13 protein-coding genes are annotated in these 16349 nt (G+C 48.3%); 10 read left to right on the plus strand and 3 right to left on the minus strand.

The annotated features are described in order from the left end of the window. Positions 1 to 3 precede the first annotated feature (3 nt). The 6 genes from HQN90_RS26145 (at position 4) to HQN90_RS26170 (ending at position 7874) form a co-directional block, all read left to right on the plus strand. On the plus strand, positions 4 to 2352 hold the full coding sequence (locus HQN90_RS26145; RefSeq protein ID WP_216855465.1) for a hypothetical protein: 2349 nt from the start codon (positions 4 to 6) through the stop codon (positions 2350 to 2352). 128 nt (positions 2353 to 2480) lie between these two features. Further along, positions 2481 to 3854: an extracellular solute-binding protein gene (locus HQN90_RS26150; RefSeq protein WP_079419574.1), complete on the plus strand. Its 1374-nt coding sequence runs from the start codon at positions 2481 to 2483 to the stop codon at positions 3852 to 3854. A gap of 94 nt (positions 3855 to 3948) precedes the next feature. After that, positions 3949 to 4788 (plus strand): amidohydrolase family protein, encoded by an 840-nt coding sequence (locus HQN90_RS26155; protein WP_173224174.1) that lies wholly within the window; start codon positions 3949 to 3951, stop codon positions 4786 to 4788. 54 nt (positions 4789 to 4842) lie between these two features. Beyond that, the gene (locus HQN90_RS26160; RefSeq protein WP_079419578.1) at positions 4843 to 5499 is read left to right on the plus strand and encodes an RraA family protein; all 657 of its coding nucleotides are present in this window, start codon (positions 4843 to 4845) and stop codon (positions 5497 to 5499) included. Positions 5500 to 5525: 26 nt separating this feature from the next. After that, positions 5526 to 7256: an IlvD/Edd family dehydratase gene (locus tag HQN90_RS26165; protein WP_173224176.1), complete on the plus strand. Its 1731-nt coding sequence runs from the start codon at positions 5526 to 5528 to the stop codon at positions 7254 to 7256. A gap of 90 nt (positions 7257 to 7346) precedes the next feature. Then, complete coding sequence (locus HQN90_RS26170) at positions 7347 to 7874, plus strand: DUF3231 family protein (protein WP_173224178.1); 528 nt, start codon at positions 7347 to 7349, stop codon at positions 7872 to 7874. Positions 7875 to 7983: 109 nt separating this feature from the next. Here HQN90_RS26170 and HQN90_RS26175 read toward each other — a convergent pair whose 3' ends face one another. Then, positions 7984 to 8838, minus strand: coding sequence for an alpha/beta fold hydrolase (locus HQN90_RS26175; protein WP_246362848.1), 855 nt, complete (start codon positions 8836 to 8838; stop codon positions 7984 to 7986). Positions 8839 to 9143: 305 nt separating this feature from the next. Between HQN90_RS26175 and HQN90_RS26180 the strand changes: the two genes are divergently transcribed. Further along, positions 9144 to 9635: a CcdC protein domain-containing protein gene (locus HQN90_RS26180; protein ID WP_173224180.1), complete on the plus strand. Its 492-nt coding sequence runs from the start codon at positions 9144 to 9146 to the stop codon at positions 9633 to 9635. Between the two features lie 64 nt (positions 9636 to 9699). Here the strand turns inward: HQN90_RS26180 and HQN90_RS26185 are convergent, their stop codons facing one another. Beyond that, positions 9700 to 10506 (minus strand): coiled-coil domain-containing protein, encoded by an 807-nt coding sequence (locus HQN90_RS26185; RefSeq protein WP_173224182.1) that lies wholly within the window; start codon positions 10504 to 10506, stop codon positions 9700 to 9702. 245 nt (positions 10507 to 10751) lie between these two features. Between HQN90_RS26185 and HQN90_RS26190 the strand changes: the two genes are divergently transcribed. The 3 genes from HQN90_RS26190 (at position 10752) to HQN90_RS26200 (ending at position 15509) form a co-directional block, all read left to right on the plus strand. Next, positions 10752 to 11507 carry a GTP pyrophosphokinase gene (locus HQN90_RS26190; RefSeq protein WP_079419611.1) on the plus strand — a complete coding sequence of 252 codons (756 nt, stop codon included), beginning with the start codon at positions 10752 to 10754 and terminating at the stop codon, positions 11505 to 11507. A gap of 71 nt (positions 11508 to 11578) precedes the next feature. Beyond that, complete coding sequence (locus tag HQN90_RS26195) at positions 11579 to 11806, plus strand: DNA-binding protein (protein ID WP_173224184.1); 228 nt, start codon at positions 11579 to 11581, stop codon at positions 11804 to 11806. Positions 11807 to 11951: 145 nt separating this feature from the next. After that, the gene (locus HQN90_RS26200) at positions 11952 to 15509 is read left to right on the plus strand and encodes an Npt1/Npt2 family nucleotide transporter (RefSeq protein WP_173224186.1); all 3558 of its coding nucleotides are present in this window, start codon (positions 11952 to 11954) and stop codon (positions 15507 to 15509) included. Between the two features lie 298 nt (positions 15510 to 15807). Here the strand turns inward: HQN90_RS26200 and HQN90_RS26205 are convergent, their stop codons facing one another. Further along, positions 15808 to 16185, minus strand: a complete 378-nt coding sequence (locus HQN90_RS26205; protein WP_173224188.1) for a hypothetical protein — start codon at positions 16183 to 16185, stop codon at positions 15808 to 15810. Positions 16186 to 16349: the final 164 nt, after the last annotated feature.

The raw sequence follows: 16349 nt of genomic DNA on the forward strand, positions 1-16349 counted from the left end.
CAAATGTCTCGAGATGAATCTGCTGATAACAAGAATCCAATGTCGAAGGAAACGGAAAAGGAAAGAGTGAGCCGAAGGAGCTTGCTCAAAACGTTAAGTGTGGGCGGAGCGGTGCTGGCTGGCAATGTGCTCGCCGCCAAGCTTGCCTTTGCAGATAATCAAAAAGGCAATCAGGATGAGCAGCAGGGAATTGGGAATGGCAGAGATAAGGATGAGAAAGGAAAGGGGGGAGATCCGCTGCTGCAGGTAAGCAATGTGAGACAACTCCTCGAGCTCCCTCCGGGACACCTCAAGGATGGAACCATCGTCTATGTGGGTGGTTATCATCGACTTGGTGATGGCGGAGCCAAGCTGGTCCGCTGGATAGACGGAAGCACTAAGGCGGATAACGGCGGCACGGTTCATAAGGCTGCTGGCAATAAAAAGGGTTGTTGGGAAGTTATCCATCAAGGTGTGGCTGATTTCCGTTGGTTTGGTCTCTTTGATGGATCGAAGAACGCGGATGATGCCCTGGATGCCATGGTTAATGATCTATCTATCCACCGGATTGAGGCTCATACCGATTTGAATTTTATTGGGCGTCATACATACCATCGAAGCGATATTGAGCTGGATTTCCACGGTCATACCGTAACAACGGAAGGAATTGTGTTGAACACGAAGGACAATCCCTTCGGAGCTGTGCTGTTCTTTCAAGGTACAGCGACGGGTGACATACAGACGGTTACGCTCTCCAAGAATATTGCCGAGTTAAGCGACATTCTGGAGGTGCCTAGCTCCTCCGCGTTTCAGGTAGAGGATTGGTGGAACGCGCAGGTAAATAACAATCCAGGCGGTAAAGCGCAGCGCGAGTTGGATTACTTGCTGATGGTCACAGAAATCATTGACAGCACTCATATTCGTGTTAATTATAAGCTGGGTTGGGCGCTTGCGGCAGGCCGAGTCATTACGTATAAGAAGATGAAGCCCGTCTTTCACTGCCATGTGCGAAATATGAAGTTTGTAGGTGTCCCTGTGCCGCCAACCAACTCAACAACGGTAAGGCCCTTCGAGACATGGGATCAGATTGGCTCCAATCCGGTTGCTTATGAGTTCGCAGTCCGATGCGATGCATCTGGGATTGTGGCAACCAAAGTATTCTGGCCAGTAGTCCAGCGGCGATATTGTACGCATTACGTAACGGAGCGCTGCGAGCTCTACAATCCGGAGGAAAGGGACTGGGGAGGCACAGGCTATTTGACCCAACAGCTTAACGTACTCTACGGGCATGTCAGGGATTGCAACACCAGCAATGCACGGCACCTTAATGACTTCACTTGCGCCGGCTATTGCATGGTCGAGAATTGTCATGGCGACGGGGATGATTACGGTCCTTTCGTGACCCATGGGCAGTTCGAGCATGACCTTGTATATATCGGAAACTCCGGCTTGCTCTCGTTTGCCAACAGCGGGACCACGTGGGGGGACAGCGCGAAGCGAATCACGGTTAAGAAGCATATTGCGACACGGATCGTGGCACACAAGAAGCTGACCGACCTTACACTGGAGGACGTTCACGCCATCAAGAAGGAAGGCTTGGACAACTCAGGCACGATATGGGCGAACGCGGATGGCTTGCAGATGCGAGGCTGTACGACAGAGATGATGCTGACACTTTCCCAAAGCTCAAATCGTTCCGCCCGAAAAAATATCGCGGATGGCTGCACCTTCGGGATGACGCCGGATTATGAAATCGCTCGTCCAGTCCGAAGCACGGCTGTGGGGAATCTGCCCGTTTCTTCCGATTTTGTGATGCAGAATTGTGAATTTATCAATGTGGATAATAATCATATCGGCAGCATTAACCGGCTTGTACTGATTAATACTTGGTTTACTGGGGTTTCGCCAACATCCAGGCCAGTACGAGTGGGCAGTATTGATGTAACTGTACAAGGTGGCGGCTTCCGCAACTCGGGACTGCTGTTGACAGGAACTTTCGATTCGGTTGCGACAGGAACGGAGGATCAGTCGATTACGGTGGGCGGAGGAGCCCAGCTTAGCGGAACGAACGCGGAGAAGGCGTTTTTGAAAAGCAATAATACGAAGGGTGTCGTTACGTGGAGCTTCGGGGACTGTAAAAGCACAGCCGCAGATTCGAGTACCGCACACTTTAGTATTCCGGCGGGCACTGGTAATTTGAAAGCCATCGGCGCAAGGTTTACGAATGGCAAGTATGAGGCAGCGGCGACTGCATTCGGAAGTGGCCGTTATTTCTTCCTAAACTCATGCATCGAACAAGGTGTTAATCGTGCTGCACTGCCTCCCGAGAACGATGCGATTAAACATAGCGCAGGAAACATTACGCTTTCCTAATTCTACAGACGTATATTGGATTGGATGAAATGGAGACTATTGCTATACTTATCCTATCCAAATAACGAATTGATTAGAGCGGACTATGTAGATTGTCGAGTAAATGGCTCGAAGAATGAGGGAGCAGAATGGAAAAACAAACAAATCGGGATACAGCCCGTAAACGATTAAGCGAGCTTATCAGCATGCTTCGAGAAGATATTCTAACAGGCAAACGACCTGTTGGCGACTATTTGCCTTCCGAGAAAACGTTCGCTGAGCAGTATAACCTTAGCAATCAGCTCGTGCGCAAAGGGCTTGATGTCCTGGTATCGGAAAGGCTGATCGAGAAAATTCCGCGTGTGGGAACGAAGGTCGTCGGATCACCGGACGGTTCATTCGTTACCGTGAAGTTCGGATACCATACTTCCGTGACGGGAGAAGCGGATATTCTTCGGCTGCTGGCGCTTTTTCAAAAGGAACATCCGCATATCCGGGTTCAGGCTGTGCCTCTATATGGAAGCGACTACGGCTATATTCATAACTATTTAACGGGCGGTATCCTCGATGTCGTCATGATGAACTATACGAATTTCAGAGAATTTCTAGAGATTGATAATGGCGATTTATTGGAACCGATGGAGCCTAATTCGGAGATCAGCACCTTTTTATCCGATGGCTTTACAGACAACGGGCGTTTGCTGGTACAGCCCTTTATTTTTTCACCTATTATTCTATGTTATAACCGCGATCACTTTCTGGAAGCGAACATTCCTGAGCCGGACAGCAGCTGGCAGTGGAGCGATCTGAGGAAAAATGCGGCCAAGCTCGCTATTCCTAACGAAAGACTCGGGTTTCATTGTGATTTTTACTCTCCTAACCGCTGGCCGCTGCTGCCGCTCCAAACACAAGCCAAATTCGAACGGCAGCAGGACGGGCGAATTCGTCTTGCAGGGACCAAAATGATGGAGGCGCTGCGAATTTGCCGTGATATGAAGCATGATTTCCCCATGTTGTCCGAAGGCATTACAACGGGGGAATCGGAGCGTCTGCTGGCGCAGGGCAAGGTATCCATTATTATGACGAGTTACTTTTATTTGAACTATTTAATTAATGAGAATGTCTCGTTCGACATAGCACCAGTACCGCATCTGGGAACTCCGTTGACATTGCTGCTTAATATCGGTCTGGCTGTTAACCGCCATTCTCAAGTGAAGGAAGCTGCCGTCAAACTGGTTGATTTCCTGACATCGCACAAGGCGCAGCTGTTCATCCGGCAGATGACTTACAGTCTTCCCGCGCTGAAATCAGCTTCGGCATGGAAAGGTCAGGAGGAGCTGTATCGTCCTTCTCGATTCTCGCTATTCCGTGAAACGATTCCGAGTTTCCACTACTTCTCTGACTTAGGTATTAGCCCTAAGGAGCTTACGACCATCAATCAAGAAGCCAAGCTGTACTGGGCAGGACTAGAGACTGAAGAGGAACTGATCTCGCGGATTGAAGGATCGCTGCAATTGCGGTAATACGGATGAAACGATCAATAATCATAGGTGGATAAGGGGAGGCAAGCAATGGAGCTGCCCCCTTGCCCGGCTGTGTTAGGGAGGAAGGATTCATTTGGTCTTTGACTGTCATACGCATCTGTTTGGGCCTGGGCAATTCGGCGGGGCGACACTGGCCTCAGCCAAACGCGCTTGGGGAAACGATCAAGAAATGCTGGTTACGCCAGAGATTCATTGGGAGCTCTATAAGGATTTAGATGGGGCCATTGTGCTTGCTTTTGACGCGCCGGCTACTGGACTTAATGTACCCAATGAATACGTGGCTGACTATGTGGCGCAGCATCCTGGCAAGCTGTTTGGCTTCGCCAGTGTTGACCCCAATCGGGCAAACGCCCCATTTATTTTGGAATCGGCCATTAAGGAAATGAAGCTAACCGGACTGAAACTGGGACCGATATATCAAAACTTTTATCCAGGGGCTCCAGAGTTTCTGCCGCTTTATGCTAAAGCAAATGAACTGAAAATTCCGATTTTGTGGCATCAGGGAACTTCTTTCGTGCCGGAAGGGTATTTGGATGCCTCCAGACCGGCGGCTCTTGATCCAATCGCGCGAGCATTTCCAGATCTGAAGATGGTGATTGCCCATATGGGTCATCCTTGGATAGATGAATGCATTGCCGTCGTCCGTAAAAATACGAATATGTATATGGATCTGTCTGCGCTGGGCTCACGTCCATGGCAATTTTATAACGCTATCGTATCGGCGATGGAATACGGGGTGACTCACAAAATATTGTTCGGCTCCGATTATCCCTTTTTTACTGCCGAACGCATGATGGCCTCCTTGCGCAACATTAATCAACATACCGAGGGAACCTCGCTACCGAGAATTCCTGAGTCCATCATTGAAGATATCATACACCGCAATACCCCAGAGCTGTTGGGACTTATCTAGTTCGAGTCCTGAAATTACTAATCAACTTACAAGCCTAGAGGAGGCTGAAGCTAGATGAATGATAAACAACTGTTCGATACAATGTGCGAATCCCTTTATGCCGCAGTTATTTCTGATACGCTCGATGAGCTGGGTTATCGTCATCAAGTCATGCGGGAAAATATTAATCCCATAGATCCTAATTGGGTTATAGCTGGCCGTGCGAAGACGGTGCTGGCTGTTGATGTTCATTACATTCCAGAAAACCCTTATGGCAAAGAGATCGAAGCGGTTGACAGTGTGAACGAGGATGAAATCGTCATTGGCTGTACGAATGAATCGACCCAGAACGGGCTATGGGGGGAGCTTCTGTCTACCGCCTGCAAAGTGAGAGGAGCTCGGGGCGCAGTTGTAGACGGATTGATTCGTGATACGAAAAAAATACTGGAGCTGGACTTTCCTGTTTTCGCTACAGGTACGAAGCCTGTTGACTCCCAAGGACGTGGTATGGTTATCGAATATGACGTGCCCGTACGTTGCGGCGGCGTGATGGTGAATCCTGGAGATGTCGTATTCGGAGATCGGGACGGCATTGTCGTCATCCCGAATCAGCTGGTTGATGAAGTTATCAAGCTTGCTTTGGATAAAGCGACAAGAGAGAACAACACGCGCAAAGAACTGCTGGAGGGTAGAACGCTGCGTCAAGTTTACGATAAGTACGGCGTGTTGTAAGTCATATGCCGAAGGAGAGAGACGTCATGACTGATGAGCAGCGGAAAAGCGAAGAACCTAATGAAAACAGCTTGAGAAGCAAAACTTTTTTTCAGGAAAAGGACTTGTGGGGATTTATTCATCGCTCCTTTACGAAATCCATGGGCTATACGGAAGAAGATCTGACGAAGCCTTTAATCGGTATATGCAATACCTATAGCGAATTAAATAAATGTCATTCGCATTTCAACGAGCTTGCGGACTATGTGAAACGCGGGGTATGGCAGGCAGGCGGCGTACCGATGGAGTTTCCGACGATTTCTATCGGTGAGCCTTATGTTAAGCCGACCAGTATGCTGCTACGCAACCTGATGGCGATGGATACCGAGGAAATGATGAAAGCTCATCCGATTGATGGTGTTGTGCTTATGGGAGGCTGCGACAAAACAGTGCCAGCGCAATTAATGGCTGCTTCCAGTGCCAATATCCCGGCCATCGTCATTACAGGCGGGCCGATGCTGAATGGACGTCTGGGCGGACGGAGCCTTGGGGCTTGTACCGATTGCTATGGATTTACCTTGGAGCACAAGGCTGGCAACCTCTCGGATGAGGAGCTGGCAACCGCAGAGAATGCGATTTGCCGCAGCGATGGGCACTGCATGGTGATGGGAACAGCGAGCACGATGGCTTCTATCGCGGAAGCTATCGGCATGGCTCTTCCGGGCAATGCCGCGATTCCCGCGCCGGACAGCCGCCGCAAGCATATGGCTGAACGGACAGGGAAGCAGATCGTGGAGCTTGTGCGGCAGAACATTCGTCCGCGCGATATTATGACCATGGAAGCCATCGAGAATGCGATTCGGGTTACTATGGCGAGCGGTGGCTCTACCAATGCGATTATTCATTTGGTCGCGATAGCCGGAAGGCTGGGTTTGAAGCTTCCTCTCGAGACATTTGATACGATTAGTGCGACAACACCTTTTATTTTGAATTTGCGCCCTTCAGGGGAATATCAAATGGAAGAATACTTCGAAGCTGGCGGAGTTCCCGCATTAATGAAGGAACTGGAAGCTAATCTACACCTGGATTGTTTAACGGTTACGGGTCGAACGATAGGAGACAACTTGGGAGCGGCGAGCGCCCGCACGTTGAATAGAGATGTGATTCGCACCGTGGAAGAGCCTCTTGATCCGCAGGGAGGGATCGCTGTGCTGCGCGGCAATCTTGCGCCTGATGGAGCGCTTATTAAACAAACGGCTGTCTCCGCGCATCTCAAAAAGCATACAGGACGTGCGGTTGTTTTCGAGAACCCCGCCGATCTGGCTGCGCGCATTGACGATCCTGATCTGGATGTAGATGCGGACTGTGTGCTCGTATTGAAAAATGCAGGGCCTAAGGGCGCGCCGGCGATGCCGGAAATCGGGCAAATTCCGATCCCAACCAAGCTGCTAAAGCAGGGGGTTAGGGACATGGTTCGCATATCTGATGCCAGAATCAGCGGTACCTCTTATGGGGCGCTAATTGTTCATGTTGCGCCTGAAGCGGCGATAGGCGGTCCTCTTGCGCTGGTGCAGGATGGTGATGAGATTGAGCTGGATATTGCCGATCGCAGGTTAAATCTGAATGTATCGGAAGCGGAGCTTGCCGAACGTCGCAAAGCCTGGCAGGCGCCAGCCCCATTCTATGACCGGGGGTATGGTCTTTTGTTTCAGGAGCGGGTGCTGCAGGCCAACCAAGGTTGTGATTTTGACTTCCTGCTCCCGCCCCATATGCGTTAGCGGCAGCCTCAAAGAAAATAGTTGTCAAAGATCGGCGGCTCATAAAATAGAAGCTTTTGGGTATTCTAATTAGCAAAAGGAGTTGCTAACATGAATATTCTGGAAGTACTGAGCGATGCGATGAAGCCGTTTCTGGATGGTGAAAAGCCTCCTCTCAACGTCGGAGAAGTCATGAACCTGTGGTTTTATTTAACTGCAACGGAACAAACCATGTGCGGTGAGCAGGTCTCTTATAATATTGTTCAGGATCCTGAACTCAAAGAGAAGCTGCAAGAAGTTATCAACGACGTTCATCGTCCGATATTTAACGAATTGAGGGAGTTTTTGCAAGCGGAAGGCGTTCCGTTAACAGAGCCAGCACCGGACAAACCAATAGGAGATTTTCGCAATATGCCGGAGGGCTCTAGAATGTCCGATGAGGAAATCGCAAGTCTCCTTAGTTTCAATCTTGTACTTGGCATGAATTATGCTTGCCGGGGAATGACGGAAGCTGTACGGCCGGATGTAGCTGCCATGTTTGTTAAGTTTCAGATGAAGAAGTTAACTTTCGCCATCACGTTAAAAGATCTATTGATAAGAAGAGGGTGGCTCAAAGCACCCCCGTATTATCAATCGTGATCACTTGTCAGTTATTCCGGAGTGCGTTAAACATAGGTTCAATTATATGCCCATAAAGCAGTTGATCACAGAGATTCCTCCTCTGGGATGGCTGCTTTTCTATTTCCGTTCATAGGCGGACAAAGAACCCCTTGATAAGCTCCGCAACGTGCCAGCTTTGTTCCTCCAGCACAAAATGTCCACCACACAGCATATAAGTTTGGATGTGGATTAAATCCTTGCTAAAGGCATAGGCCCCTTCCAATGTAAAAATAAAATCGTTCTTCCCCCAGACTACCAGTGCAGGAGGCTGATAAGTCCGCAAGTAATGCTGCCAGGCAGGATATTCTTCGACGTTTTTCCTATAATCGTAGCCTAGCTCCAACTGGATTTGGCTATTCCCGGGACGATCCAGGAAAAATTGGTCCATGGAATATCCATCAGGGCTTATGAGGTAAGGTTGGCATGCTCCGAGGACATATTGGCTTTTGGTAAAATCAAATGTTACAAGCTTGGCAAATGCTGCTTCAGTTGTCGGGTTGCGGTCTGCCCATAGCGCTTTAAAGAGATCAAAAGGCTTTCCCAGCCCTTTCTCATCGGCGACGGCATTCTGAATAACGAAGCCAAGAATACGCTGCGGATTGCGCATAGCTAATCTAAATCCGATAGGTCCGCCATAATCATGGACATACAATAAATAATGAGAAATATGGAGTCTAGCGATTAATTGTTCAATCACAATGGACAAATTCTCGAAGGTGTACGGATAGTCTTCCGTTGAAGGCATGCTGCTATTTCCGAAGCCGGGATAGTCAGGAGCGATGATATGAAAGCAGTCAGCCAGAAGAGGGATCAAATCCCTGAACATATGGGAGGAACTGGGGAACCCGTGCAGAAGAATAAGGGTCGGATTGTCACGACTCCCAGCTTCGCGAAAAAATATACAAAGCCCATTAATATTCATTTTTTTATACAGCACCATCATGTTCAACTCCTTTATAGAAGCGCACGTATCCCGCCATAACAAAAATATGTGAGGAGGCTGAGTTTAAGTACTGTCCTATCTTGACGCTCATTCCATGCACTTAGAGATAATGTCCGACTTAAGACCGATAAAAAGTCTTACTGGGGGCTGATTGAACAGACTCTTAGAATTAGGTACAATAAAATCTATGGACCCGCAGTAATCGGATAACAAACCCTAATGAAGTTTTCTTGAACGGGCAAGAATATAAGAAGGCTAAACAAGTTCCGAGCTTTACACACTACGATATATAAGGGGAAGTTCATATGAATGCCCAAACGTTAATTGGATATGGGATCGGTGCTGTTATTATTATCTTGGTCATCTGGCTGAGAACTCGCGGCAAGGAGCGGCCTATTCGCAATAAAGGCTTCGGGATGCTCATCCCGGTTGTTCTGCTGCTTGTCATATTCGGGTTTTCTATCAGTTCACTGTCACACATACCAGACCATCCCTTTCATCTTCCAGCCATATGGGAAATATTATGCGCAGGCGTATTGGGTATCGGATTAGGCAGCATCATGCTTTACCATACTGGCTATGAGAAGCGCGAGGATGGGCTTGTATATGCGCGGCGAAATAAAAATTTTAAATATGTGCTGATCGCGATTGTCGTCCTTCGGGTTGTTTTATCGCAATATTTCAAAAGTCTGGATTATACCGAATTCACCGTGCTCACGATGGTAATGGCATACTTATATATCTGCGTCTGGCGAATTGGCAGTTTCATTAAATACCGCCAGGTTAGTGCGCATTGAGACTAAGATCTACAAGATGGCTTGAATGGCTGTCAAGGCACCCAAATTGGTGTCTTTTTTCTTTCTATGGCATTTGAGATTGAATGGAGGTTAGCTTTTCGCTGATCGTAGTTTCGAGGTTAAAGATTTTCTGGTTTTCCTCATTAATTTGATGTGCCAGAGTGACCATGGAGGCCAGAGAACTTTGAACACCGTTCGAGTCGGCCTTTTTGGCAGCTTGCTTGAAGGCGCTCCATAAGGGAGACAGACTGCTTTGGGTGGTTCGGATCGCGCCTTGTTTGGCTTTGATTTGGGCATTCGTAGGGTCAAGCTCAGTGAGACGGCTGCGGATTTTCTTCGAGGCTTGCGTGACTTTGTCTTTGGCGGCTTGGTGAGCCTTCACCTTGGCAGCAATGTCTGCGCGAGCAAGCTGCACGGGGATTTTCAGTGCGGCGACCTGGATATTCAGCAGGGTGTTCAAGCTTTTGCTTTTCAAGGCTCGGGCAGCTTCAATCTGCTTATTCAGTGAAGTATATCGGGATAATAAGGGCTCGTACCTCTCTCTTGTTTGCTTAATTTCCGCCTCCATCTTGCTGATTTTGGCCGAATCAATCTCTTTGACACTTTTGCTTATCGCGGCAGTTGTATCTTTATTACGATCGTGGAGGGCGTCAATTGTACGCTCCCAATCTTGATCTTGCTTCTGCAGACGGAGGAATTCGCTGTAAAGAGATTGGATGGTCCGGGCTTGGCTTGGAGAGGCGCCGGCGATGGTCTTGTCCAGCGAGGTTTGGATCGCGGCGGTTATTTCCATGGAAGCGGCAGCGGCAGATCCTGCTGGCAGGGTTGAGGCGAGGGCAAATGCGGTGAGCCAAACGGTCATATTTTTCATAAACGTCCTCCTTCGAATTTGAAAATGGTTGGGAATACAACAAAAAAAGCACCGGCAAGAAAGGCTGATAGCCTTATCTCACGGGTGCTTCCACGTAAGTATTCGCTTGAAATAGAATAGCTGTACTATACCAAGTTGCCGCACAAACTGTCAATACGAACACCAAATTTGCTCCAAGTGAACCCCGTGCTTTAAACTAGAGAAGACTGGTAAAATAACCACGACCAAAGGATGGAACAATCATGATGAATCAGCTTTCCATAAATGACTTGAAAAATTTCAAGAATGAAATCACCCGTTTCATGATGACGTACAAATTTGCTCTGGATGCTATGGAGACACGCGTAGAAATCTTAGTGCAGGAATTCGAAATGCTGCATGAATATAACCCTATTGAACATACCAAGTCTCGCCTGAAATCGCCCGAAAGCATCTTTCATAAGCTGAACAGAAAAGGTGGCGATATCTCTTTTACGGGGATTCGAGACAGTATTAAAGACATAGCCGGCATGCGAATCACCTGTTCGTTCATCTCGGATATTTATGTGATCAGCAATATGCTCAAAAACCAAAGCGACCTCAAGATACTAGGGGAAAAAGATTATATTAAGCATCCGAAGCCAAACGGTTATCAAAGCCTTCATTTGCTGATCGAAGTTCCGGTACATATGTCCGATCGTCAAGAAAGTGTCTGTATCGAGGTTCAGATTCGAACGATTGCTATGGACTTCTGGGCCAGCTTGGAGCACAAAATTTATTATAAGTTCAATCAAGGCAATCAAGCGGTGCCGGGAAGGCTGTTGGACGAATTAAAGCAAGCGGCTGCCGCCGCGTATGCCCTTGATTTGCAAATGGAGAGGCTGCATGCAGAGATTGAAGTCATCAAAGAAGAACAATCGGATACCTCTGTCGATGCGCTCAACCGCATTATTATTAATAATCAACAGTTCGCGCTGCCGCAAGCTTTGCTCGAGCTCCTAACCGATGACGATTCCAAATAAAGACACCATCCACAAAGAGTTGGTTTTTGTGGTATACTAGTAGGATCGGACTAGAAGGGTGTTGCGAGCACATGCAGGTATTTGAAGATTGGAACCAGAAAGTAAAGACGACGTTCAATGCGACGAGTAATGAAGTTGTTTTAACCGTAATGGAAGCAGGGGAATACTTAGGACTTACCAAGGATCAAATGAAGCTTTACGTGGACAAAAACAAGTTGACCAAGGTGCCCATCATGAGAAGCGTGCACCGCTATCTGCTGCTGAAAAGCGAGATCGACGAGATTATTGGAAAATCATAAACATGGTCATTCAGATGAAGACGCCTCCGTGGGAGCGCGTCTTTTTTTTTGTTCTTTTTTGGCTGTAGTAGTTATTTTCTCCTAGGACTTCTGGTACAATCTCATTAGCCAGTAAGTGAGCGATGATTCTAAGATGAGGTGTGTCATGAACGGGATATGGTCCAGCCAATTTTACCAAACGTTTCTACATAAATTTGCACAGGATAAGAAGGAGTACAGGAAAGTTTTCTTATTGTTCGCTTATTTATTTTTTGTGGTGTCCGCCTCCACGATCGGCAGAACAGCGGCGGATACGCTCTTTTTAAGCCGATTCGATAATTCCTATTTATCTTTGATGTATTTGCCGCAGGCCCTCGTCATGATTACGGCAGGAATCCTGTTCCAGCGTTACTCCCCGAAGGTCCGGTTGGACAGCCTCATGAAGAGCTTAATACCGCTTATCTCTGTGCTGGTGCTAGTCTCGAGGCTCGGTGTTGGACTCGAGCTGCGCTGGGTATTTCCGGTCATTTATATCGGGTACGACGTGTTTAACTTCCTGATGATCGTATGTTTCTGGCAGTTCGCTACTTCCGTCATGGATCAAAGAAAAGCGAAGCAAATGATCGGTATTGTGGGAAGCGGCGGCATTACAGGCGGAATTCTCAGTGGTTTTGGGTTAAAAGCGCTCGTTCCGCTTGTAGGCACGGCGAACCTGATTTATTTCTATGCAGGATTGCAGCTGCTCGGTTTAGTAGCCGTGTATTTGATATTGCGGATCACCAAAGACACGTTGGACAATAAGCCCGTACAGCCAAGGACAACTGCGTCGAAGATGACGGTTCCACAGAAGGCGGGGCTTTTTGCCAGTGTGCCTCATTTGAAATATGTAGCTATTCTTTCAGCGGCGCTCGTCGTATCGCTTACCTTAATTGATTATCAGTTCAAGGTCATCCTAAGAGGCACTTTGCAAAATGAGGCTTTGGCTGGATTCATGGGGAGCTTTTATGGCTTCTCGGGGCTGATTGCTTTATTCGTGCAATTGTTTATTTCCGGACGCATTTTGACGCGATTCGGCGTGATGACGGCTCTGCTCATTTTTCCAATTGCGTTAATGGCGGGCAGCCTTGGGATTCTGATCGTACCGGTGCTGGCGATGGCTGTTATGGTGAAAGGCAGCGATAAAGTGATTGGGGACACGCTCTATTCGTCGGTCAGCCAGCTTGTGATGTTCCCTGTTCCTCCGGAGTGGCGCGGTAAAGCCAAAGGCTTCCTGGATGGCATTGTCCGAAATGGGGCTAAGGGCTTGGCGGCGATCTGTTTGCTCGTCGTGACGCGATTTCTAGCGCCTGAGCAGCTGAGTTATTTGATTGTAGCACTGCTTGCTGTGGGGATCCTGGCAGGGGTCAAAGTGAAAAAAGCCTATTTAAGCACATTGCTGGCCAACCTCAAAAAAGGAGGAGACGATCGAGAGAAGATCGAGCTCAATCTGATGGATGCCGTAAGCCGGCAAATCTTGATTGATGCTCTTTCCGGCACGGATAAGCAGCAGGCGTTATATGCCTTTGGCCTTTTGCGTGAGATGGATACGTTTGATCTTACCCCCCATGTGAACGGACTGCTGCATCATTCGATTCCCGAAATGGTCATAGAAGCTTTGATTTATGTGGAGCAAAAGGTGCCCGAAGGCTTTGAAGCTGATCTGCAATCCTTAGTGGCGGAAGGCGATAATCAGGTGAAGGCCAAAGCGCTGCTGGCGTTAGCTGCCTATGCCAAAGAGGCGTATGTTGATGAGATTACGAAACATCTGGATGCTCCTTCCGTCGATGTACAAGCGGCAGCTATTGCTGGTTTGGTCAAATATTATAGCATTGAAGGCATGTTTCGAGCCGTTGGCAAGCTCAAGGAAATGATGGAGAGCGGAGAAGAAGAAGAACGGATCGCGATGGCTGCTTTGTTCGGGCAAATTCGTGTGAAAAATTTCTATAAGCCGTTGATTTCTCTTTTGCATGATCACAGTCCGCAGGTTCGAATTCGAGCGCTGGAGTCGGCCGCTATTCTTCATGTTCCCCCACTGCTTGCCCCCATTATTGCTATGCTAAAAGATAGCCAAACCCGCCGCTACGCGATTAGTGCGCTGGCGGCTTACGATGAGGATGATGTGCTGCCTCCATTGATGCCTTATTTGGACCAAAAAGAAGTGGGTCTGCATGTACCGGCTGTATTCGAGCGGTTCGCTACACAATCAGCTTTTGACCGATTATTCGCTTATTATGAAACAGCCTCCTATGACATGAGGGATCGGATTGTGGAATCACTGCTGCGGATGCAGCGAAGAGAGCCATTCGTGGACAGCAAGAAGGCAGAAGCTTATATTGTTCAGGAGCTGCATTTGTATGGACAGTTTGCTGAGCATGGCTCATGCCTGGTTGGGGTGGACGGCTATGCGGATATTGCCGATATTGTTAACGAAATTCGAGCCGCGATCAGTCGGCGCATTTTTCAATTGTTGTCTCTTATCCATGATGAGATGACGATGCAGGCTGTATTCTTGGATTGGTCTGAGGGAGATACAAGGCAGCAGGCGAATGCGGAAGAAGTGATTGATCAAACGCTGCAGGGAAGCCTTCGCACGGAAATGACCAAGCTAATGGCAGCTTCTCGTAAAATGATGCGGAGTTCTGCGGCGAATGCTCAAATCGAGGCACATCTGAGTTGGCTGTCCGCGCAAGGAGATGACTGGCTCACCCAATCGATTCAGCATCTTATTCTACAAAGATTCGAGGCTTCGCAGGATAACGAGCTGGCGGATCTGATGCACCGTGTGAAACTGCTGCGTCACGTTTCGTTGTTCCATGGCATGACCAGCAAGGACTTGTCTGAGATCGCTCAGCGACTGCATAAGATGGACGTGTCCAAGGGAACGATCATCATTCAGGAAGGGGATCCCGGGGATTCCTTGATGTTGATGGGGGATGGACGTGCTAGTGTGCACCGCAACGGTCAGTTGCTCGGAGAACTGAAGCGTGGGGATTGCTTCGGAGAGATGGCCATCTTGACGCAAGGACCGCGGACGGCTTCCATTCGAGCGGAGGAAGATAGCCTTTTGTGGCGATTGGATTCATCTGTTTTCTACGACATGATGTTCGATCAAACGAGCATTGCCGTTGAAATGATGAAGCTGCTCTCCCGCCGGCTTCGCTCCGAATTGGAGCGGGGGCAGGCAGCTGACAAGTCCGAGTCGGCGCCTAAGCTTGCAGAAGCCGCAGTTGGCTCTGAGCTGCTGGCCGCCAAATCGACGGAAGATCTGACGAAGGATGAAGTTCTATTACGGCGCATACTAGTGCTGCAAAAGATTGATTTGTTTGCTCATCTCGCTCCTGATGACTTCTTGTGGCTGGCGCAAATGGTCGATGAAGTCGCTTTTGCCCCTGGTGAAACGATATGCCGAGCCGGTGACTTCGGAGATACCATGTATGGGATCATCGAAGGCAGTATTCGCGTTCATCGCGGCAGTGAGGAATATGCGGTTCTTCAGGAAGGCTCGTTCTTTGGGGAGATGGCGATTATCGACAGCGGGCCCCGCTCGGCAGACTGTACAGCGAAGGAAGCCACCTTGCTGCTTCAATTGCACCGGGATCAGGTCATGACCTTCTGCTTCCAGAACATTGATGTCCTGCGAAGCATGATGCGGGTCATCGCGGATCGGCTAAGAGGAATGATTTAAGGTTTTCCCTTGGGCAAGGCAACGTATAATGGTTGGCTCACGGAGTCAGAAACCTGCGAAAGTGCAGGCTTTATCTAGAAAATCACACGAAAAACGAAAATTCCTGCCATTGTGCAGGAATTTTTAGCTTTTTCATCCTAAAATTCGGGAAAAGCCTCAAAAGCCTGCAGAAACGCAGGAATTTCATCGTTTAAGTGATTTCAAGGATGAAAAAGAGGCATAATCGCAGGTTTTATTAAAAGTACTAAGAATGAAAAAGAGCTTTCCTCAAGTTACGACTTGTAGGAAAGCTCTTTTTTCACATCGCGTAGACACTTTTAATAATAATCTCAGGCAGTTCGGCGCATTGGGCTTGGTATTGTTCAGGAGAGATGCTGCCGCTGTACAGTCGCTCGTTGAGGAGTTCAGTTAGCTCTGCCAATTGAAGGGCAATGACCTTCTGGACATCGACATGATTAGCTTTTGCCATCTCAGCCAGAGATTGTCCCTCATATTGGGCTTTGTAGATGTCCTCCTCAGAGGATACGCCCAGCACTTGCAGTAGATCTTCTTTTATAGGTGTAGTTGTTTGTGTGTTTTCTATTGAACTTGCCTGTACCGCGTCGTTCCAGGTTGTGCCACCCATACTTAGGGTGATGGCCACTGTGCTGACCATGAGCATTTGTTTCGTGTTCATTGTATCCTCTTTTCTACAGGTTAAACGATTTGCCATCCTTCAAAGGGCTCGTGAGTTAGTATATTCGAGTGGATGCCAAGTGGTATGGGGCGATATACCTTAATAACCAATTTGGATGTTTTTGAATCATCTGGTACCAAAGTCTACCATGCCCCCCCTGCGAA

The sequence above is a fragment of the Paenibacillus alba genome, assembly GCF_013204855.1.
In the GTDB taxonomy this organism is placed as follows: domain Bacteria; phylum Bacillota; class Bacilli; order Paenibacillales; family NBRC-103111; genus Paenibacillus_E; species Paenibacillus_E alba.